Origin of the sequence: Nocardia terpenica, from assembly GCF_013186535.1 — a bacterium.
GTDB classification, from domain to species: Bacteria; Actinomycetota; Actinomycetes; order Mycobacteriales; family Mycobacteriaceae; genus Nocardia; species Nocardia terpenica.
The window spans coordinates 1,564,738-1,584,486 of the sequence record NZ_JABMCZ010000005.1; the positions used below are offsets into that span (position 1 = coordinate 1,564,738).

20 protein-coding genes are annotated in these 19,749 nt (G+C 68.4%); 12 read left to right on the top strand and 8 right to left on the bottom strand.

Annotated features, from left to right (window positions below; genetic code table 11):
- Window positions 1-55 precede the first annotated feature (55 nt).
- Both HPY32_RS43010 and HPY32_RS43015 read left to right on the top strand, forming a co-directional pair.
- Window positions 56-316 (top strand): SHOCT domain-containing protein, encoded by a 261-nt coding sequence (locus HPY32_RS43010; RefSeq protein ID WP_067595508.1) that lies wholly within the window; start codon window positions 56-58, stop codon window positions 314-316.
- 80 nt (window positions 317-396) lie between these two features.
- Window positions 397-1,401, top strand: a complete 1,005-nt coding sequence (locus HPY32_RS43015) for an NADPH:quinone reductase (RefSeq protein WP_067586132.1) — start codon at window positions 397-399, stop codon at window positions 1,399-1,401.
- A gap of 132 nt (window positions 1,402-1,533) precedes the next feature.
- On the opposite strand, the gene HPY32_RS43020 is transcribed toward HPY32_RS43015, so the two are convergent.
- On the bottom strand, window positions 1,534-3,285 hold the full coding sequence (locus tag HPY32_RS43020; RefSeq protein WP_231951587.1) for a chloride channel protein: 1,752 nt from the start codon (window positions 3,283-3,285) through the stop codon (window positions 1,534-1,536).
- Between the two features lie 321 nt (window positions 3,286-3,606).
- On the opposite strand from HPY32_RS43020, the gene HPY32_RS43025 reads away from it, so the two are divergent.
- The 3 genes from HPY32_RS43025 to HPY32_RS43035 all read left to right on the top strand — a co-directional run bounded on the left by HPY32_RS43025 (window position 3,607) and on the right by HPY32_RS43035 (window position 5,966).
- The gene (locus tag HPY32_RS43025; RefSeq protein WP_156674367.1) at window positions 3,607-3,762 is read left to right on the top strand and encodes a hypothetical protein; all 156 of its coding nucleotides are present in this window, start codon (window positions 3,607-3,609) and stop codon (window positions 3,760-3,762) included.
- Between the two features lie 22 nt (window positions 3,763-3,784).
- Window positions 3,785-4,921, top strand: coding sequence for an alpha/beta hydrolase (locus HPY32_RS43030; RefSeq protein ID WP_067586126.1), 1,137 nt, complete (start codon window positions 3,785-3,787; stop codon window positions 4,919-4,921).
- Window positions 4,922-5,393: 472 nt separating this feature from the next.
- Complete coding sequence (locus HPY32_RS43035) at window positions 5,394-5,966, top strand: DUF5134 domain-containing protein (RefSeq protein ID WP_171983309.1); 573 nt, start codon at window positions 5,394-5,396, stop codon at window positions 5,964-5,966.
- A gap of 17 nt (window positions 5,967-5,983) precedes the next feature.
- On the opposite strand, the gene HPY32_RS43040 is transcribed toward HPY32_RS43035, so the two are convergent.
- On the bottom strand, window positions 5,984-6,346 hold the full coding sequence (locus tag HPY32_RS43040) for an ArsR/SmtB family transcription factor (protein WP_067586123.1): 363 nt from the start codon (window positions 6,344-6,346) through the stop codon (window positions 5,984-5,986).
- 96 nt (window positions 6,347-6,442) lie between these two features.
- Here HPY32_RS43040 and HPY32_RS43045 point away from each other — a divergent pair, with 96 nt between their 5' ends.
- Window positions 6,443-8,401, top strand: coding sequence for a heavy metal translocating P-type ATPase (locus HPY32_RS43045; protein WP_067586120.1), 1,959 nt, complete (start codon window positions 6,443-6,445; stop codon window positions 8,399-8,401).
- Here HPY32_RS43045 and HPY32_RS43050 read toward each other — a convergent pair.
- The 6 genes from HPY32_RS43050 to HPY32_RS43070 form a co-directional block, all read right to left on the bottom strand.
- The gene (locus HPY32_RS43050) at window positions 8,354-8,980 is read right to left on the bottom strand and encodes a lasso peptide biosynthesis protein (RefSeq protein ID WP_067586116.1); all 627 of its coding nucleotides are present in this window, start codon (window positions 8,978-8,980) and stop codon (window positions 8,354-8,356) included. The genes HPY32_RS43045 and HPY32_RS43050 overlap by 48 nt on opposite strands.
- The gene (locus HPY32_RS43055; protein WP_067586113.1) at window positions 8,977-9,252 is read right to left on the bottom strand and encodes a PqqD family peptide modification chaperone; all 276 of its coding nucleotides are present in this window, start codon (window positions 9,250-9,252) and stop codon (window positions 8,977-8,979) included. The genes HPY32_RS43050 and HPY32_RS43055 overlap by 4 nt, the downstream gene beginning before the upstream one ends.
- 6 nt (window positions 9,253-9,258) lie before the next feature.
- Window positions 9,259-10,983 (bottom strand): asparagine synthase-related protein, encoded by a 1,725-nt coding sequence (locus HPY32_RS43060; protein ID WP_082871219.1) that lies wholly within the window; start codon window positions 10,981-10,983, stop codon window positions 9,259-9,261.
- Between the two features lie 112 nt (window positions 10,984-11,095).
- Entirely contained in the window at window positions 11,096-11,221 is a 126-nt protein-coding gene (locus HPY32_RS46015) for a hypothetical protein (RefSeq protein WP_269456502.1), read from the bottom strand.
- A 315-nt stretch (window positions 11,222-11,536) separates the two neighbouring features.
- Window positions 11,537-11,959, bottom strand: a complete 423-nt coding sequence (locus HPY32_RS46750; protein WP_082871218.1) for a MerR family DNA-binding transcriptional regulator — start codon at window positions 11,957-11,959, stop codon at window positions 11,537-11,539.
- 20 nt (window positions 11,960-11,979) lie between these two features.
- Entirely contained in the window at window positions 11,980-14,226 is a 2,247-nt protein-coding gene (locus HPY32_RS43070) for a hypothetical protein (RefSeq protein ID WP_067586105.1), read from the bottom strand.
- Window positions 14,227-14,409: 183 nt separating this feature from the next.
- On the opposite strand from HPY32_RS43070, the gene HPY32_RS43075 reads away from it, so the two are divergent.
- The 6 genes from HPY32_RS43075 to HPY32_RS43100 all read left to right on the top strand — a co-directional run bounded on the left by HPY32_RS43075 (window position 14,410) and on the right by HPY32_RS43100 (window position 19,716).
- Window positions 14,410-14,898, top strand: a complete 489-nt coding sequence (locus tag HPY32_RS43075) for a MarR family winged helix-turn-helix transcriptional regulator (RefSeq protein WP_067595504.1) — start codon at window positions 14,410-14,412, stop codon at window positions 14,896-14,898.
- Between the two features lie 131 nt (window positions 14,899-15,029).
- On the top strand, window positions 15,030-15,614 hold the full coding sequence (locus HPY32_RS43080; RefSeq protein WP_067595502.1) for a TetR/AcrR family transcriptional regulator: 585 nt from the start codon (window positions 15,030-15,032) through the stop codon (window positions 15,612-15,614).
- Window positions 15,611-16,348, top strand: coding sequence for an ABC transporter ATP-binding protein (locus HPY32_RS43085; protein WP_067586100.1), 738 nt, complete (start codon window positions 15,611-15,613; stop codon window positions 16,346-16,348). The genes HPY32_RS43080 and HPY32_RS43085 overlap by 4 nt, the downstream gene beginning before the upstream one ends.
- 5 nt (window positions 16,349-16,353) lie before the next feature.
- On the top strand, window positions 16,354-18,708 hold the full coding sequence (locus tag HPY32_RS43090) for an FtsX-like permease family protein (RefSeq protein ID WP_067586097.1): 2,355 nt from the start codon (window positions 16,354-16,356) through the stop codon (window positions 18,706-18,708).
- 37 nt (window positions 18,709-18,745) lie between these two features.
- Window positions 18,746-19,216 (top strand): nitroreductase family deazaflavin-dependent oxidoreductase, encoded by a 471-nt coding sequence (locus HPY32_RS43095; RefSeq protein WP_067586094.1) that lies wholly within the window; start codon window positions 18,746-18,748, stop codon window positions 19,214-19,216.
- 29 nt (window positions 19,217-19,245) lie between these two features.
- A complete protein-coding gene (locus HPY32_RS43100) occupies window positions 19,246-19,716 on the top strand; it encodes a nitroreductase/quinone reductase family protein (RefSeq protein WP_082871217.1) in 471 nt (156 codons plus the stop codon).
- The last annotated feature ends 33 nt before the right edge of the window (window positions 19,717-19,749 follow it).

Below are 19,749 nucleotides of genomic sequence, written 5' to 3' on the forward strand. Positions count from 1 at the left end.
TCTCCGGTTGCACAATCGGCAGTGTCCACCCACGGTCCCGCGACGGAGGTTCGTGATGATGATGTGGTATGCCCACGACCTGAGCGGATGGGGGTACGGGCTGATGGCGGTCGGCATGATGCTGTTCTGGGCAATGCTGTTCCTCGGCCTGATCACCGCCATCCGCTACACCGACAGCACCCGGCGCGCCGAATCCTCCGACGATGCGCCACAACACAATCCGACACCACAGCAGATCCTGGCCCTCCGGTACGCGCGCGGAGAGATCGACGACAACGAGTACGCGCGCCGATCGCGGACGCTGGAGGCCGGTTGACCAGCCCTGTGCGTCTTGGCCGACACGTTCACCGATGCGGTCCTGGAAGATACTCGAGTGTGCCCTGGTTGAATCGGGTTATGCGTGCAGTCGTCTACTCCGAGACCGGCCCGTCGTCTGTCTTACGGCTTGTCCAGCGACCCGACCCCGTCCCGGGGTGGGGTGAGGTGGTGGTCCGCATCGTGCGTGCGGGCGTGAATCCGACGGACTGGAAATTTCGTGCGGGCTTGGCCGATATCTCCGGTGAGATCGCGCCGGGCCAAGACGGCGCAGGCGTCGTCGAGGCAGTCGGGCCTGGTGTCGATCACGTCAGGGTCGGTGAGCGGGTGTGGCTGCTGCTGGCTCAGCAGGGCCGCGCGTATGGCACCGCTACCGAACTGACGGTGCAACCGGCGAATCGGGTGATACCTCTACCGGATCGAGCATCCTTCGACCTTGGAGCCGCACTGGGCGTGCCGTTCATCACCGCGCATCGGCTGCTGACCTCCGGCACGGTGACACGGCTGGCGCCGGGCGCCTTGACGGGACAGACCGTGCTCGTCGCCGGTGGCGCCGGTGCCGTCGGCAACGCCGCGATTCAACTGGCCCGCTGGGCGGGGGCAACCGTCATCACAACCGTCAGTTCCACCACGAAAGCGACGCTCGCGCGCGCCGCCGGAGCCGACCATGTGGTGAATTACCGAGAGAGCGACCCGGCGGCCGAAATCCTCGCGATCGCACCCGATGGCGTCGACCTCATCGCCGAGGTCGCACCGGCGCCCAACGCCACTCTCGACCTGGCCGTGACCAGAATTCACGGCACAATCGCGGTCTACGCCAGCAACGGCGGCGACGACCTGGTGTTGCCCCTGCGGGCGGCCTACAGCAAGAACCTGCGCTTCCAGTTCACCATCCTCTACACCCTCGACCAAACGCTGTTGCGAGCGGCTGTGGACGACATCACCGCCGCACTCACCGACAATGCCCTCCGGGTAGGCGTTGACGCCGGTCTTCCGCTACACCACTACGACCTGGCCCAGACCGCCGCCGCGCACGACGCGGTCGAACAGGGAGCGGTCGGCAAGGTCCTGCTCGACCTTGACTGAGCGATTCCATCGTGCACTCTGCTGGTGTGGTGCTGATGCCGCTGCTCAGTACCACGCCGCAGCCGACATAGTGTGTCGAATCCAAACCGATGGACACTAAAGGGACGGCCCAGTCGTCCGGTGAGCCACAATTCAAGGTGGGGGTGCGGGTGTGGTCTGTTGTAGGGCGGTGAGGATGGTGCGGTGGGTGAGCCAGCCGACGAGGGTGTGGCCGTCGCGGTCGAGGACGGGGAGGCCGGTGTCGTCGGTGTGGGTGAGTGCGTCGAGAGCGTGTGTGAGGGTGGAGGTTTCGGTGATTTTCGGGGGTATGACGGCCAGGTCGGCGATGGTGTGGTCGGTGGCGTCGGGGTCGGCGAGGGCTTCGGCGACGGCTCGGGCGGTGAGGCAGCCGTGGTAGCGCTGGTCGGAGCCGATGATGGGTAGAACTCCGTTGGCGGACAACCAGATCGCGCGGCTGGCGGTGTCGATGGGTGTGTCGGCGGGGATCGGTTCGGGCATGAGTTCCATGACCGTCCCCACGGTGAGCCGGTCCAGGCGGTGTGCCGGACCGTGGTGTGCCGCATCGAGATCGACGCCGCGGCGGGTGAGTTTGAGGGTGTAGATCGTCTCGCGGGACAGGACGCGGGAGATGCTGGTCGCCGCGACGATGGCGAGCATCAGCGGCAGGATGATGGTGTATTCGCCGGTGAGCTCGAACAGGATGATGACGGCGGTGATCGCGGCGCGGGTGGCGCCCGCGAAGGCCGCGCCCATGCCGACGAGCCCGTACATACCGGGTGCGGCGGTCGCGGCGGGGAACAGATGGTGGACGGCGATGCCGAAGGCGGTACCGCCCATCGCCCCGATGAACAGTGACGGTGCGAACACCCCGCCGGAGCCGCCGATGCCGATGGTGAGACTGGTGGCGATCATCTTGCCGATCATCAACGCCAGCAACATCCACAGCGCGTATCCGCCGTCGATGGCGTGGCCGAGTACCGGGTAGCCCACGCCGTACATCTGCGGCAGCACCAGCAGCAACCCGCCGAGCAGCAGCCCGCCGACAGCGGGGCGTAACCATTCCGGGCCTCGCCACACCCAATCGCAGGCATCCTCGATCCGGTACAGGATGTGGGTGAACGCGACACCGACGGCACCGATCACGAGGCCCAGAATCGCGAAGCCCAGGTATTCCCACCCGGATTTCAGTGCGAACGCGGGCAGGTCCAGGAAGGGGCGGTTGCCGAACGCGGCGCGGCCGATGACGCTGGCGGTCACGCTGGACAGGACGACCGCGCCGAAGGATTCGGCGGTGAAGTCGCGCAGGATCAGCTCCATCGCGAAGAACGGCCCGGCGATCGGAGCGTTGAAGGTGGCCGCGATACCACCGGCGGCACCGCAGGCCACCAGGATGCGCAGCCGGTTCTCGGGCACACGGACCACGCGGCCCAGGCTCGACCCCCACGCCGAGCCGATCTGCACGATCGGTCCCTCCCGGCCGACCGATCCGCCGCCGCCGATGCACAGCGCCGAGGCGAGCGCCTTGACGACGGAGACCTGCGGAGGAATCCGGCCGCCGCGGGCGGCGACGGCGTACATGACCTCGGGCACCCCGTGACCACGCGCCTCGGGCGCGAACCGGGTGACCAAGGGTCCGTAGATCAGGCCCGCGACGACCGGGGCCAGCACCACGAACCACGGTCCCAGCGCAGGCAACCAGGGGTGGGCGGCATGCCCGGCGGCCGAGTAGTCGGCACGGCCGGACAGGATCCGGGTGAATGTCAGGATCAGCCAGCGGAACACGATCGCCCCCAGGCCCGCTCCCGCGCCGATCATCAGCGCCAGCCCGATCAGCCCGCCGTGGCTCTCTCGTACCCACTCCCACACCGGGATTCGCGCCGGCACCGGTAAGGACCACCGTCGATCGCGGTCCGCCGGTCGTGTTCGTGTTGCTGTCATCGCACCCTCATCAGAAACTTGCAGAGTGCAATAATTGTAGTGGGTGTGAATCCGTGGGGGGATGCTCCCCCTCGGCGCTGCCCGCGCGATCCGCGCACACGCCACTCGCTACCCATGCAGTGAACAACTGTTGCATACTGCTCGCATGGGGATGGCGATGGGCAGTTCGGTGCGACCGACAGCGATGAGCAGGTTCTGCCGTGCGCCCGGCCGTGCCTGCCCGGCCCGGCCGCGGTGGCCCGTCGAGCGATACCGGCGGAGGTCACGATGAGGCTGCTGCGGTCCGGTCGGCGATGGGCGCCGATCGGTTGTCTGGCAATAGGTTCGGCTCCGATCCTGTCCTCGGCCTGCACGCCGGACAGGACGCTGGGCGGCCAGCAGGTCTCCACGACGATGACGCTCGATACCGTGACCCGCCGATGACCGAACACGAGGCGGCGACCCGATGAGCCTGACCGGTGACGGCCTGTTCTATGCGCTGGTGGCCATCGCGGTCGCGGCGATGCTCATCACCCTGATCGGGTGGAACGTTGTGCGCGGCCCACGCCCGCTGCGCTGGCTGACTCGCCTGATCATGATCGGCGCCTGTCAGTTCACCGCGGTCGCTGTGGTCGCGGTGTGGATCAACGACGCCAACGGCCTGTACACCTCGTGGAATGATCTGCTCGGTCGGCCGGACGATCAAGCCGAAGCGGTCTCGACCGCACCCGAGCCGGTACGTTTTCGCGACACCGGCGGTGGCGTCCTCGGCATCGACTACCGCGGACCCGAATCGAGGCTGCGCGGTCGTGTCCTGATCTGGACACCGCCGCAGTATCGCCGAGACATCCACGGCGACTACCGGTTTCCGGTGATCATGCTGCTGCACGGAGTGCCCGGCAGCCCGCAGGCATGGATCAAAGGGGGCCGCGCCACCACGCTGCTCGCCGCCATGATGCGCACCGGGCGGCTGCCACCGGCCATTCTCGTCATGCCGCGCGTCGACCCGGGCGTCAACACCGACTGCACCGATGTCCCCCGCGGCCCGCGGACCGCCACCTGGCTCGCCCACGACATCCCCCGCCTCGTCGCCAGCCACTTCCGTGCCCTCGACCGGCCGTCCGGATGGGCCGTGGTGGGCGACTCGACCGGGGGCTACTGCGCCGCCAAACTTCCGCTGCAGTTTCCGGCCGTCTTCGGCACCGGACTGGCGTTCGCGCCCGACGACTTCCGTGGCGACCCGGCGGTGATTCCCAGCAGGGCCCTGCGCCTGGCCAACGACCCCGTGCGCCTGGCGCGCACCGGCGCACCGGTATCCCTGCTCGTGGTCACCGGCGGGCACGACCCCTACAGCAGTCCCGCCAACGCGCGAGCGCTGTACACCGCCGCGACGCCACCCACCCGCGTGGCCGCACCGCTCATCGTCTCCGGCGGCGGGCACAACTGGGGCACCTGGCAAGCGATGTACCCGAGGGCATTCGCCTGGCTCGGCGCCCATCTCAGCCTGCCCCGGAAAGGTTCCGTCCCAACGACTCCGCAGGCCACGAGCGTCCCCCGCGTCCAGGCCGCCGCACCGGCTGCCATGCCACCGCGGTCACGATGAGTGTGGAGCCGGTCGTCCGGGCCGGAGCGTCGCGGTGTGTCCGGCCGGAGTAGTCCTGTGCGCCCGGACCGATGTTCGCGCTTTCCGGTGAGCCCCGCGGCAGCGTGGGCATACCCGTTCCGATTCATGGTGGTTGTCGATCGTCCACCGCAGGCATTGTCGGCACCAGGTGGAGGTCGGTGGCTCCAGCAGGTCGGTAAGGCCGATCGCCAGCATGGCCACGATCGTGGTCAGAAGCATTGTGGCCAAAGAGAAAGCCAGGATGTCCAGTGCCATGGAGCTCAGTTCCTCGTAGTCGGCTCTCGTTACGCCGAAGCGTGCATAGCGCCACAAGTATAGTGGCACTCTGCAATAGTTGCTATGTGCTAGTTTTGTCGACGGACGAATCGCGATCGGGAACTCGGTGGCGGTCGGAGCCGACTATTGACCCGTGTACGGCGTGAGTGGACCGAATATGCGAAGTGTCATGCCCATGAACCACGAGATGGGCTTGATGTCCACGATGCTGCCGGTGTGGATTCGAGTGGCGTGGTCGATCGCGTTGGCTGTCGTCGCGGTGCTGCATTTGTGGCACGCCGCAGCGTTGCGGGGGCAGCCGCGGTGGTGGCACGGGGTGCATACCGCGATGGCGGTGGGCATGGCCGCGATGTATGCCGCCGATCCGATGAAACAGGCCGGCCTCGATCGGGCGATGTTCACGGTCTTCGCTGTGGTGGCGGTCGGGCTCGTCGTGGTGACGGCCGGGGTGGGCCGTCGGGAGGGCGCGGCGAATCCGTTGTGGGCGTTGACCGTTGTCGGTGCCGCCGCGATGGCGTACATGTCGGCGGTCATGCTGTGGCCGCAGGCGATCGGCCCTGTGGTGTCGTGGGTCGTGATCGCGTACTTGTGTGTCGACGCGATCGGCTGGGCGTTCGGCGTCTGGGATCGCCTGGCGGTGCTGCGGCGCGAATCCATCGGGCTGGCAGGCCACGATTCGGTCGATGTCCGGATCAGCCTGGCCGTCATGGCCGCGAGCATGGCGTACATGCTGGCCGCGATGATGTAGAAGAGTGAATGCTGGTGTCAGCCAGCGGTTTCCGGCTTGTCGGACAGGCCCAGGCGCAGGTGTTCGCTGTGGTAGACGGCTTCGTCGAGCAGTTGGGCGACGTGGGTGTCGTAGAGGCTGTAGATGATGCTGCGCCCGGTGCGGGTGCCGACGACCAGGCCGAGGTTGCGCAGCAGGCGCAACTGATGAGAGACCGCGGACTGCTCCATGCCGACCGCCTCGGCGAGCTCGGTCACCGGCAGCGGCCCCTGGCGGAGTTCGGTCAGGATCAGCAACCGGCTCGGCGTGGCCAGCGCCTGCAGGGTGTTGGCCACGTGGGCGGCGGCGTCGGCATCCAGGCGTGCTACCGGCCGGTCGCGGCCCTCGACTCCGTGTCCCATACCGGAGCAGCCTACCGTGAACATGAGACATGAAGATGTGTTCATCTGTTCTGTTATCGTGGGCCGAGTTGATTGCTTTCGCTGTGGAGGTGGCTCGTGGTCGCATCGACCGTCAGTCCGGCCCGCTCGGCATCGGCTCCGGTGCCGGTGCGCCGCACGAGGTTGTTCGCGCTGCCGGAGATGCGGTGGGCGGGGTTGGCTCTGGGTTTGTTCGCGCTGGGCCTGATCGCTCAGCTGGCGGGCGCGCCGCACTGGACGTGGTGGGCGTTGTATCTGGCCTGCTACGCCGCGGGTGGGTGGGAGCCGGGTCTGGCGGGGTTGCGGGCGTTGCGGGACAAGACCCTGGACGTGGATCTGCTGATGGTCGTCGCGGCGATCGGTGCGGCGGCGATCGGCCAGATCACCGACGGCGCACTGCTGATCGTCATCTTCGCCACCTCCGGGGCGCTGGAAGCCCTGGCCACCGCGCGCACCGAGGACTCGGTGCGTGGACTGCTGGACCTGGCACCCGAGACCGCGACCCGCGTCACCGCCGACGCCGACGAGGAGGTCGTGGCGGCGGCCGAGCTGGAGGTCGGTGATGTGCTGGTGGTGCGGCCCGGTGAGCGGATTCCCGCCGATGCCACGGTGATCGGCGGGGGCAGCGAGGTCGATCAGGCCACGATCACCGGCGAACCGCTGCCGGTGGACAAGACCCCGGGCGAGGAGGTGTTCGCCGGAACCCTCAACGGCACCGGCGTCTTGCGTCTGCGCGTGGATCGCCGCACCGCCGACTCGGTGGTGGCGCGCATCGCGTCGCTGGTCGAGCAGGCCAGCCGCACCAAGGCCCGCACCCAGTTGTTCATCGAGAAGGTCGAGCAGCGCTACTCGCTCGCCATGGTGGCGGTCACGCTCGCGGTGTTCGTGGTGCCGCTGCTCGCCGGTGAGACGCTACAGCGGGCCTTGTTGCGGGCGATGACGTTCATGATCGTCGCCTCCCCGTGCGCGGTGGTGCTGGCGACCATGCCGCCGCTGCTGGCCGCGATCGCCAACGCCGGTCGCCACGGCGTGCTCGCCAAATCCGCGATCGTGATGGAACAGCTGGGCACCATCTCCCGTATCGCGTTCGACAAGACCGGCACCCTGACCCGAGGCACACCCGAACTCACCGAAATCCACAGCGTGGAACCGAGATTCGACTCCGATGAACTGCTTCGCCTGGCAGCCGCCGCCGAGCATCCCAGCGAGCACCCCCTCGCCGCCGCGATCGTGAAAGCCGCACGCGCACACCATCTCCCGCTGCCCGCCGTCGACGAATTCACCGCCCACCCCGGGCGCGGTGTCTCCGCGCTGGTCGGCGAGAGGTTCATCGGTGTCGGGTCTGCCGCTGCGCTGCTCGCCGAGCACCCCGACACCGGTGCGGCCGCGCAGACCGTCGCCCGGTTGCAGAACCAGGGCTACACGGCGGTGGTCGTGACCTGCGAAGGCCACCCCATCGGCGTCCTGGCCATCAGTGACCGGACCCGCCCCGAAGCCGCCGACGCGGTCGCCGCAGCCGAGCGCGTGACCGGCCACACCCCCGTGTTGCTGACCGGCGACAACCGGGCCACCGCGGCACGGCTCGCCGCGCAGGTCGGTATCACCGACGTCCGCGCGGGACTACTCCCCGATGCCAAGGCCGACACCGTCCACGAGATGCAAGCCGACGGCACCCGGATCGCGATGGTCGGCGACGGCCTCAACGACGCACCCGCCCTCGCGATCGCCCAGATAGGCATCGCGATGGGCGGGGCCGGATCCGACCTCACCCTGCACACCGCCGACGCGGTCATCGTCCGCGACGACCTCACCACCGTCCCCACCATGATCGCGCTGTCGCGCCGAGCCCGCCGGGTGGTCGTCGCCAACCTCGCCATCGCCGCCACCTTCATCAGCGTGCTGGTCATCTGGGACCTCGTGGGCACCCTGCCGCTACCGCTGGGCGTGGCCGGACACGAAGGCTCGACCATCCTCGTCGGCCTCAACGGGCTACGCCTGCTCAGACACACCGCCTGGCACCGCGCCACCACCACCTGAACCCCGGTCGCCCCAACGCACCGGCATACCCCTCCGGCCGGGGATGCGGGAGTTCCGTCGCGGAGGGTTCGAATCCACGCCCACCGCCGAGGCGGAGACTCGTTGCAGGACAGTGAAGCCCAGCGTGACGTCCTGGTTGTCGTTGAGGACCTCGCCGTGCAGTTCGGTCCAGGAGTGGAAGCCGTAGCGCGGGTTGGTGCAGATGCGTTCGCGGGCCACGATGACCTGGGCGGGTAGGCCGATGGCCGCGAGGTAGGTGGCCAGTGCCAGCGAGCGGGGCAGACACAGGCCGTTGGGGTGAACCGCGCGCAAGACCGATTGACTGAACAGGACCTCGCGGCGGGCGAGCCGGATCGCTACCGGCGGTTCCAGACGGCCGGGTAGCAGTCGGTCCGGTCCGGGGGTCAGGTCTGCGAGGTAGCGGTATGCCGGAGCCCAGCCCTCGGTGCGGAGCAGGCGCAGCGCCGTCCAGCTTCGCCGCAGTGCATAACCGCGGAGCCGATGGGGCAGGCGGGGCGGGGGTGGTACGCCATCGATATCGGAGAGCATGGACTCGAGTTGAGGTGCCAGGTCGGTCATCGGGCGGCGTCCGTTCGCGCGAGCAGGCGATGTTCGGTGAGCTGACCGATCAGCTTGGTGAGTCCGGCGCGCAACTGCTCCGGGCTCGCGTCGATGCGCTGTTCGAGCTGCCGGAGGGCTTCGGCCTCCGTTTCGCAGGTCATCGCCGTCTGCACCATGAGCGTGGCGGTGGGGTTCAGTTGAAAGTAGACGCCTTCGCGGGTGTCCAGGATGATGCCGACGCCGTCGGTGGTGTCGAGAATGGCATCGTTACCGAGTTGCAGCAGTGACATTGGTGATCAGCTCCTCACCGGGTGCGACGACCGGCTTTCCAGGCCGTGGAGAAAAAGCTCGGTCATGGCCGTGCAGATCAGGGTCTCGGTATTGCGGCGGATCGACAGCGGATCGGCCAGAACGGCCGCCAACCGCTGCGGGTCGACGATGTTCATCCGCGCCAGCATCGAGTCGGCGCCGAGGAGTTCGGCGAACAACGGCCGGTGCTTCAGACAGAAGGTTTCGTGCGGCGAGTCCAGCCACAGCCGACCGTGCCGACGCCAGATCAGCGGTGGCACACGGTCTTTCAGCAGCAACCGTAATACCGGTTTGCCGATGATGCGGCCGCCGTAGGGAATGCAGCGGTAGGCCGTCGGCATGCCGGTCATCAGCTCGTACAGTTCCCGGTCGGCCATCGGGGAGCAGAATTGCACCCCGTGCGGCCACGCGAGCGCGAGATCGGTGGTCTGTTCCTCGGGCAGGAACTCCGGATCGGGAAATGTGAACGGCAGACCGGACATCGGCACCAGGAAATCGGTGTGCTGCGCGTTCTCGCCGACCGGGGCGTTGTCGGTCACCAGGGAATGCGAGCGGCCGATGCTCTTGATCAAATTTGGCAGCGTCCAGCGGGAACTGAGCAGGCCCCGCAGCATCAAGCGTTTCTCCGCCACGCTCAGGCGGCCGAACAGCACATCGTGCACGCCGTAGCGCAGGACCGGACCGAACAGCAGATCACCGTCTCGACCCCAGGTCAGTAGCGCCAGTCCGTCCTGCCGGACCCGCTGCACGGTCTGTTCCAGCCAGCGGTACCCCTTGTGGTTGTAGGGATGGGGAAACCGCCAGTCCGCGCTCAGATGCCCGGGACCGATATCGGTCGCTATCGGCACCAAGGGAATCGACAGATGCTGGCACACCGCCGCGGCATAGCCGGACTCGTCGGCCAGCGAATCATCGGTATCGAGGTGGTAGGCGGTCACCTCGGCACCGCAGGCCACCAGTGCCGCGGCCACGGCCGAGGAATCCATGCCGCCGCTGAGCAGCAGTCCGACGCGACCGCTGCGCGCATAGGGCCGGGCCGCCGCCAGCAGCAACTCCCAGGCCCGGTCCGCGTAGTCCTGCGGCGTGCTGCCTCGCGGCAGCGGCTTCGGCTTGATCCGGTCGTACTCGACGATGTCGACCGTCGCGCCGTCGAAGACCGCCACGGTCCCCGGACGGAGAAACCGCAATTCCGGATAGGCCAGGATGGCGTCGCCGCGGCAGATCCGCCAGATGGTGCCGCGATCCAGTCGGTCGAGCGGATCGGGCACCAGATCGGCGGGATCGCTGGACCATTCCAGGGTGTTGCCGGACTGCTTGTAGAACACGGTGTTGCGGGTGAACAGGCTGCGGAACAGGAAAACCCGTTCCGATGTGACCAGGCAGCCGGTCAGATCCCCCGGCAACCCGGCCAACTCCGCGTACCGTCCGTTCCGCAGCGCCGCGATGATCCCGTCGGCGAGCGCGGCGTCCGGGGTGCTGGCGAGTGTGCCGCCCAGTGCGAGGTAGGCGCGCTCGAGCGGGCGCGTGAACCCGGCCGTCCGATCCGAGCCCGGGCGCAGCCATTGCCGCAGGTACGCCGGGCTGGCCGGGGCGGTCCGTTCGGGGAAGGCCGTATAGGGCACACAGTCGTAATCGATAGGAGATCCGTTGCCGGGCAGAGTTGTTCGGCCAGCACAGCCGAGCTGGTCCACGGTGAGCGGAGCGGGACCCATGATGCACGAAACCTCTCGTTCGGCAGGCGCTTCGGCGCCGTGATCCCCTCCCCCGACGCGGACAGCGCGCCGAGGGAGGGGAAGGGATGGGATTGGCCATCACTGCGTGCGGTTACAGGATGTCGCCATGGCCGAGCAGGTCAGGATGACCGTGCGTCAGCGCGGCAGTATGCTCCTCGACGGTCCCCAGGCGAATCACCTCGGGCTCGATGTAGGACATCTTCTGCATTGTTGTCACCTCCTTTCTCCTTCATTCTCGTGGATACGAATTTCGGGAGCGTGAAAATAAGACGGCAGGCAATGTAGAATCATTCCTACCGGTCTGGTGAAATGTGATTCATGCTGGTCGGTCGCGAACGTACTCCGCTGTGCTACAAGGGATCTCGGAAGCAAGTCGATCAACTGTCAGGTTCCAACCGTAGCCTTCGGAAGCCCTTTGCGTCGACCCCCTAAATGCGGTCAAACTTCGCGCCGGTAGGCCGGTCCAATTAGACTGCGCCGCATTTGTTTCCGAACGGGTTCCAATTCGTGCTACGAGCGGTTGTCGATTTCTTTATCGATAAGTTCGAAGACCTCGCCGATCACCGCGAGTTGTTCCGGTGTCGGCAGATCGATGCAGTCGCCCCGGACGGCGGTAACGTCCCCGGGGCGGCAGCCCGAAGTCGGCGTATACCCCCCTCGGCGAGGTGGGCTCGCACGCCGCGGCCGTCCTCCTCGGCACTCGCCTCCATGCGGCGGATCTGGTGGGCGAGGGGACCGCGGGAGGACAGCACGCCGTTTCGCCAGTGCTGCAAGCTCTTCCGCACTCGACTGCCGTGCGTATCCTTCGCGTTGCCGCGTCAGCCGAGCGAATTCCGCTGGAGTCAATGGTCGACTCATCGTAATGGTCGGCCTGGGTATAGCACCGATGTCCGCCCGATGTCCGCGACGACGGCACCAACAGCCCGATCCGGTCGTAATGGTGCAACGCCCGCACCTTTTCGCACGTTGTGCAGGTCAGGCGGGCACGGTGGCCAAGTCATCCGCTTCCGGTCGTGGGTCGGCGGCGGCCGGGTCGGTGACCGGGTCGTCGTCCTCGCGGCGGCCGCGGCGGTACCGCCACTGCAGCAGGCTCAGGCCGAGGAGTCCGGCCAGTGCGGTGGCGATGCCGATCTTCCAGCCGGGGGGCCGCCAGGTGAGGGTGAGGTCCGCGTTGTGGGTGCCGGGTGGGATGTCGACGGCGAGAAAGGTTTTGGCGATGGTGTGGAAGCCGATGTCGCGGCCGTCGAGGGTGACGCGGTAGCCGGGCCAGGCCAGGCGGGCGAAGACGACCTGGCCGCCGGTGGCGGAGGTGACGTGGACATGGCTGGTGACGCTGGTGCGCTCGAGGGAGGTGGCGGTGACGCCGCGGGTGTCGGCGATCAGGCCGTTGCGGGCCGAGATCGGGCCGTCGGCGCGTTCGAGCACCCGGATGTAGCTGTCGTGGCCGGGGTAGTCGACCCACCTCCAGCCCGGTGGAGCAGGGTGGTGACCGGCGTCGGGGTACTGGGCGCGTTGCAGCACAACGCGATCCACCTTCATCAGGTCGACAATCGTTCGGCCGGTGGACGGTTCGGTCGCGAACGCGCGGCGATAGGCATCGGGGCAGGTGCTGCCGTCCCAGCCCATGCATAACAGGGCGCTGAAGGCGGCGTAGCCGATAGGGGTGTAGGCGTTCACGTATTCCAGCCCGATGTTCTTGGCGTAGTTGCCGAAAGCCAGTGAGCCCCAGGCACGATCGAGGCGTTGATCGGCGGGCGGGATCAGGGCGCGGTCGGCCAGTTGCAGGGTGACACCCGCGAAATGCGGGAATGCCGCGGCGGTCTGGGAGCGCCGCTCGGGGAAGTGGTAGGACATCGGGGTGGGTGATTGGGCGCGTACCTGGTCGTAGGCGATGGGAAACATGGCCACGATGGCGAGCACGCAGGCGATCGCGGTGCCGCGAGTGCGCGCCAGCCATACGAGCGCCGCGACCAGCGCCGCGACGATGGCGGTCCACATCAGATGCCGGAGCACCAGATGCGGTGCGGCGCTGAAGGTCCGGACGAACAGTAACCCGATCAGGACGGCCGCCGCGATGCCGCGCCGCCGCCACTCGGCGAAACTGCCGTAGCGGCTGAGCAGCACGCACACCAGCACCAGCAGGCCCACCGCGAGCATCGGCAATACCCGTGCGGGCCAGCGCAACGGCCCGACCCGGCCCGGCCCCGCCGTCCACATCAGAAACATCACGACGAACAACACGAGCCCGGAGTGCTCGCGGGCCGCGTTCTTGACCGCCCGCCAGTCGATGAACGCGAGCAGGGGAATCACGAACCAGGCGATGTAGACCATCGGTATCGGCTGCACGTATCCCCACCAGCCGGTGAACGCGGGCACGGTGCTGGGCAGGCTGGCATTGAGCGACTCCGACCAGCCCACGGTGAGGAATTGCTCGTTGAGGATGCGCTCGTTGCCACGCCAGGTGACCGGCGAGGACAGGATGCCCGGCAGATAGGTTTCCAGGCCCGCCAGACCGGCACACGCGGCCACCGCCAGCAGCCGCAGCGACGGGCCCCACAGGCGGCGGTAGATCACCTCGCCGACCGCGACCGCGACGATCATGAGCGCGGATTCCACTGCGGGGAACACGTATTGGACCGAGATCGCCAGATACAGGAACACGAACACCGGAATCGGCCCGCCGCGTCGCGTAGCACCGTCGCCGCGACCGCGCACATACCGCACCGCCGACGCCCACGCGTGCAGCATCCACGCGGTCCCGGTCAGCGATGTCGCCCAACTGGATTCGTCGAAGAACAGGAACCAGCCCGACAGCGGGAACGCCACCCCGGCCACCGCCGCCCACGACGCCCGCGCCCCGTAGGCCCGGCAGACCCGGAACACCCCGAGCGCGGCGATGATCGAGAAGACCAGTTTCACGACGGTGACATACAGCGCCAGATTGTCCACCGACGGGGCGATGAGATCGACCAGCAGCTGCGGCGGGTTGTAGAGCCCGGCCTCTTCCATCGAGTAATTGCCCGACATCCATTCATAGGGCACCAGGGCGGGGAAATGGCCGTCGCGTAGTTGCCGACCGAGCATGACCCACATGGGTCCGTACTGGGATTCGGTGTCATCGGTGTAGAAGTGGCGCGGGTTGGCCGCCAGCACCGCCGCGTACCCCGCGACCACACCGACAATCGTGATCAACCCCCACCGCACCGCATCCGTTCGCGGCATGAGACCTGCGCGTTCGCCCACGAGCCGGAGACACTACCGGACGGGGGCAGTATGCAACAGTTTCTTTATGCATGATTGGTGTCGGCCGGACCGGTCGGACGAATGTCTGTGTGAATGCCTACCGATTCGGGCGGAAGCGGCAGGATGGAGGTGTTCGATGGAAACGGCGACGAAGGGGAAGTCATGGCGCGAAGGGATACGGTGGCCGAGGAATCCGTGGACGAGATCACCGATGCCCTGCTGACCGCCTCGCGGTTGCTGGTGGCATTGTCGGCGCGGTCCATCGCCCATGTCGACGACTCGATCACCATCCCGCAGTTCCGCACCCTGGTGATCCTGTCGACCCGGGGCCCGTCCAAGATCGCCACGCTCGCCGCGATCCTGAATGTGCAGCCCTCGACCGCGACCCGCATGGTGGACCGCCTGGTCGCCGCCGGTCTCCTCGACCGCAAACCGAATCCGGAGTCGCGGCGAGAGCTGATCATCGAGCCGACCGCGCGTGGCCGCAAGATCGTCACCGCCGTCACCGCGCAACGCCGCAAGGAGATCGCCGCGGTGGTCGAACACATGCCCGCCGCCGACCGGGCCGGGCTGGTCCGGGCACTGACCGCCTTCAGCGCCGCGGGCGGAGAACCGCAGGCCGACACCGATATCGAGAGCTACCAACTCTGACACCAGGCTCACGACCGGCCCGGTTCACCGATTCCACGCCCATAGCAACTGTTGCAGACTGCACTGCTCTGCTAGATTGGGCATGCGCCCAATGTGAATGACCAAGGTGCGTGGGCGGGAAGGGGGTCGTGGTGGTGACATCCGCTGAACAGGGCCGTGAGACACGGGCCCGGCTGATGGACGCGGCGGTGGAGTTGATCGCCGAGCGGGGCTGGGGCGCGGTGACCACCCGGATGGTGGCCGAGCGCGCCGAGCTGCGGCCGGGACTGGTGCATTACCACTTCAACTCGGTCAACGATCTGCTGATCGATGCCTCGCTGCGAATGGTCCGCGCGCTCGCGTCTGACGTGCTCGGCGAGGGGCTGGACCGGTCCGGGCCCGCGGGGCTGGACCGGTTGCTCGCCGCGATCGCCGCTTATACGGTCGCGGAGGCCGATACTCGGGTGTTCAGCGAGATGCTGTTGGCGGCAACGCGATACGAGCGTCTACAGGAAGGGCTCGGTGTGGTGCTGCGGGAGTTCCGGGCGGCGGTCGCGGCGTGGCTGCGGAGCTCGGGTTCGGTGCCCGATCCCGAGGCGACGGCGGTGGTCCTGGTGGCCGCGCTGGATGGTCTCATCCTGCATCGGCTGATCGATCCTCGGCTGGGTGAACTCGGTGTCGACGGTCCGCTGCGCCGCCTGACCGGGATGTCCGGCATCGGCGGTGACCGGCGATGACAGATCGACGACATCCCGTGACCACGCGCCGTGGTGGGTTCCGGCTGCGCGGCGTCGGCAAGACCTACGGCGTCGGCGAGGCCGCCGTCCACGCCCTCGACGACGTCGCCCTCGACGTGTCACCGGGCGAATTGGTGGCTGTGCTGGGGCCGAGCGGGTCCGGCAAGACGACGCTGCTCAACATCATCGGGGGTATCGAATCCGCCGATACCGGAACGATCGTGGTTGCCGGGCAGGACATCTCGCGCGGCCGGCCCGCAGCGCTGGGTGAATTCCGGCGCGCCCGTATCGGTTTCGTGTTCCAGTTCTTCAATCTGATTCCCACGCTCACCGCCCGGGAGAACGTCGAGGTGATCATCGAGCTCACCGGGCGCGGCGACCGGACCCGGGTGCCCGATCTGCTGGCCGCGGTCGGCTTGACCGACAGGGCAGGCCATTTCCCGGCGCAGCTGTCGGGCGGGCAGCAGCAGCGGGTGTCGATCGCCCGTGCGCTGGCCACCGATCCGGACCTGCTGTTGGCCGATGAACCGACCGGCGCCCTCGACGTCGCGACCGGGCGCGGCGTACTCGAGCTGTTGCAGCGCACCGCTCGTGCCGGGCGCGGGGTGGTGATGGTCACCCACAACGAGGTCGCCGCCGCGATCGCCGATCGGGTGGTCCGGATGCGGGACGGCCGCATCATCGCCGACCAGCCCAATCCCGCACCGGTCGATGCGGCCGACGTCCGGTGGTGAGGGACATGCGAACGACCCGGAATCGGATGCTGGGCCGCAAGCTGCGCCGCGACCTGCGCCGCCGGCCTGCGCAGGCGGTGGCCATCGCGGTGACCGTGATGCTGGGGGTGTTGTTGTTCGTGGCCAGCTACGACTCGTTCCGTAACCTGTCGGCCTCCTACGAACAGACCTATGCGCGACTGCATTTCGCCGACCTGACCGCCACCGGCACCGATCCGGCCGCGCTCGCCGACGCCGTGCGCACCGCGCCCGGGGTGGCCCGGGTGGCGGTACGGACTCAGGCCGATGTGCCGATGACCATCGACGCCGCCAAACTCCTCGGCCGCATCACCGGCCTGCCCGCCGACCCCGGCGCCGGTGTGGACGAGATATCGCTCACCGCAGGGCGAATGCCCGATCCCGCGCATCCGGGCGATGTGGTGATCGAACAGCACACCGCCGATACCTTCGGCCTGCGCGTCGGCGCGCGACTGCGGATCCACGACGGCACCGCCTGGCAGGACGTGACCGTCACCGGGATCGCCCGCTCCCCGGAATACCTGTGGCCCGCCCGCAGCCGCCAGGACGTGCTCGACGACCCGCACACGTTCGCCATCGTGTTCGCCCCACAGCCACAGGCTCTGCGCCTGGCGGGCCGACCAGGACCCGACCAGGCTCTGGTCGCGCTGGACCCGACGGCCTCCGGATCCGACCGCGATCATGTCGCCACCCTGCTGCGGGCGGCGGGCGCCACCGACGTGACCGGCCGCGCCGACCAGCCGTCGAATGCCGCCCTGCACGAAGATCTCAACGGGTTCTCCGAAATCGCCGTCGGCTTTCCGCTGCTGTTCCTGCTCGCCGCCGGGATCGCCGAATACGTGCTGATCACCCGCCTCGTCCGAGCAGAGCGGCCCGTGATCGGCACGCTGCTGGCGATGGGGGCACGCCGCGGCACCCTGATCCGGCACTACACCACCTACGGCCTGGCCGTCGCCGCCGTCGGCGCGGTGGCCGGTGTCGCGTCGGGCGCGGTCGTCACCTCGGCGGTGACCGCGGCCTACACACACGCCGTCGGCATCCCCGACACCGTGGTCGCGCACCGGATCGCCACCGCGGCAGTCGGATTCGCGCTCGGACTGACCGCCGGGGCACTGGCAGGTCTGGTACCGGCGCTGGCCGCGGCGCGCACCGCGCCCGCTCGGGCGATGCGCGGCGACGGCGCCCGCCCGCTGCGCCCGGGCCCGCTGGCGCGAATCTCCGCGCGCTGGACCGCCCTCCCCGTTGTCGCCCGCATGGCGCTGCGGTCACTGACCCGGGACCGCCGCCGCACCGCGGCCACGATGACCGGCACCGTGCTGGCACTGGTCCTGATCCTGGCCTCGGTCGGCATGGTCACCAGCATGTATCACGTCGTGAACATCCAATTCGGGCAGGTCGACCGGGAAGACGCCACCGTGATCGCCGCCCCGGGCACCGGCGGCCCGGCCGCGCAGGTGCGGCAGGTGCCGGGAGTGGCGGCTGTCGAGCCCGAACGAGTCGCCCCGATCACGGTGCGGGCCAACGGAAGAACCTATGCGACCCAGCTGACCGGACTGCCACCCGACACCCGCATGCACGGATTCCGCATTACCAGCGGCGGACCCGGCCTGCCCGCCGACGGCGTGCTCGCCGGGTCCGCCCTGTCCGGACGGCTCGGCGTACATGTCGGCGACATCCTCACTGTTACACCGGCATTCGGCACACCGCAGCGGGTCCGGCTGGCCGGGCTCGTGGACGAGCCACTCGGCACCCTGCTCTACGCCACCGACTCCACCGCCACGCGGCTGGCACCGACCGCCGCGGACGGCTACCTGCTCCGCTTCGACACCGGCACCGACCACGACGCCGTCCGCGCCGCGGTGACCGGCCTGCCCGGCGTGCTCGCCTACACCGACACCCACGCCCTGGACACCGAATTCCACCGATTCCTCGCCCTGTTCTGGATATTCATCGGCGTCATGCTCCTCCTGGGGGCGGTCCTGGCATTCACCGTCATCTACGTCACCATGACCGTGAACCTGGCCGAACGCACCACCGAGCTGGCCACCCTGCGCGCGGCCGGTGTGCCCATCCGCCGCCTCACCGCCGCCGTGGCGGCCGAAAACCTCACCGCCACAGCGCTTGCCGCACCCCTCGGGCTGGCCGCCGGAATCGGTGTCGCGTGGATGTTCCTGCGGTCGTTCACCAGTGACATGTTCACCCTGCACCTGTGGCTCGGCATCGCAGCACCCACCCTTGCCGTCCTTGCCGTGCTGGCCGCCGCGGCCGTGTCACAACTGCCCGCGCTGCGCGTCGTGCGGCGCATCGACATCGCCCGCGTCGTCCGCGAACGCGCCCTCTGACCCGCTCCACCACAACGACTTCGGAAAGGACTCACCGATGACACTCGCCGACACCGCCGCCGGACTCGGGGCTCGCGCCCTGCGGACCCGCTGGCTCGTCCGCGCTCCCATCCGCCTCTACCGCGCCGGTCTCGGCGTCGCGTTCGGCACCCGGTTGCTCATGCTCGAACACCGCGGCCGACGCACCGGAGCCCGCCGCTACGTGGTCCTCGAGGTCGTCGACCATCCCGCACCCGACGAGTACGTCATCGTCTCCGGATTCGGCGACCGCGCCCAGTGGTACCGCAACATCCGGGCCGACCCCCGCGTCCGAGTCTGGACCGGCCGCCGCCGCGCCCTGCCCGCCACCGCGACACCGCTGACCGACCGGCAATCGGCCACCGCCCTCGACCACTACATCCACCAGCACCCCCGGGCGTGGAAAAACCTGCGCGCCACCATCGAACACGCCACCGGCACATCCGTCGACACCCTGCCCATGGTCCGCCTGCACATCGCCCGGCCCTGAACGGCGCCCGGAGGGACTACCGTGGAGATATGGCTTCCCCACGAGCGGCGGGTCAGGCTCGGACCATGGCCTCGCAACGTGTAGTGAACAGGATCGTGGGCGTGCTGCTTCGCGTGCCGGGTGTCTCCATCGCCGTGGGGAGACGACTGGTGTTGCTGCACATCGTGGGCCGCAAGTCGGGCAAACACTACGACATACCGGTCGCCTACACCCGCTACGACGGGTCGCTGCTGATCGGTACATCGTTCGCCTGGGGCCGCAACCTACGCACCGGCGATCGAATCGGCGTTGTGCTGCAAGGCAAACGCCGTACCGCCGACGTGCGGGCCATCAGCGACGAGGCGGGCGTGGTCGAGTACTACGGGATAATCGTCCGAGACAACCACGCCTTCGCCAAGTTCAACAACATCGGCTTCACTGCAACCGGCGACCCTGATCCCGACCATCTACACCAGGCTTACGCGGCAGGGGCCAGGGCGTTCCTGCTCACCCTGCGCTGAATCTCCCGGCTCGTCGTCCTGATAGGGCGGGCT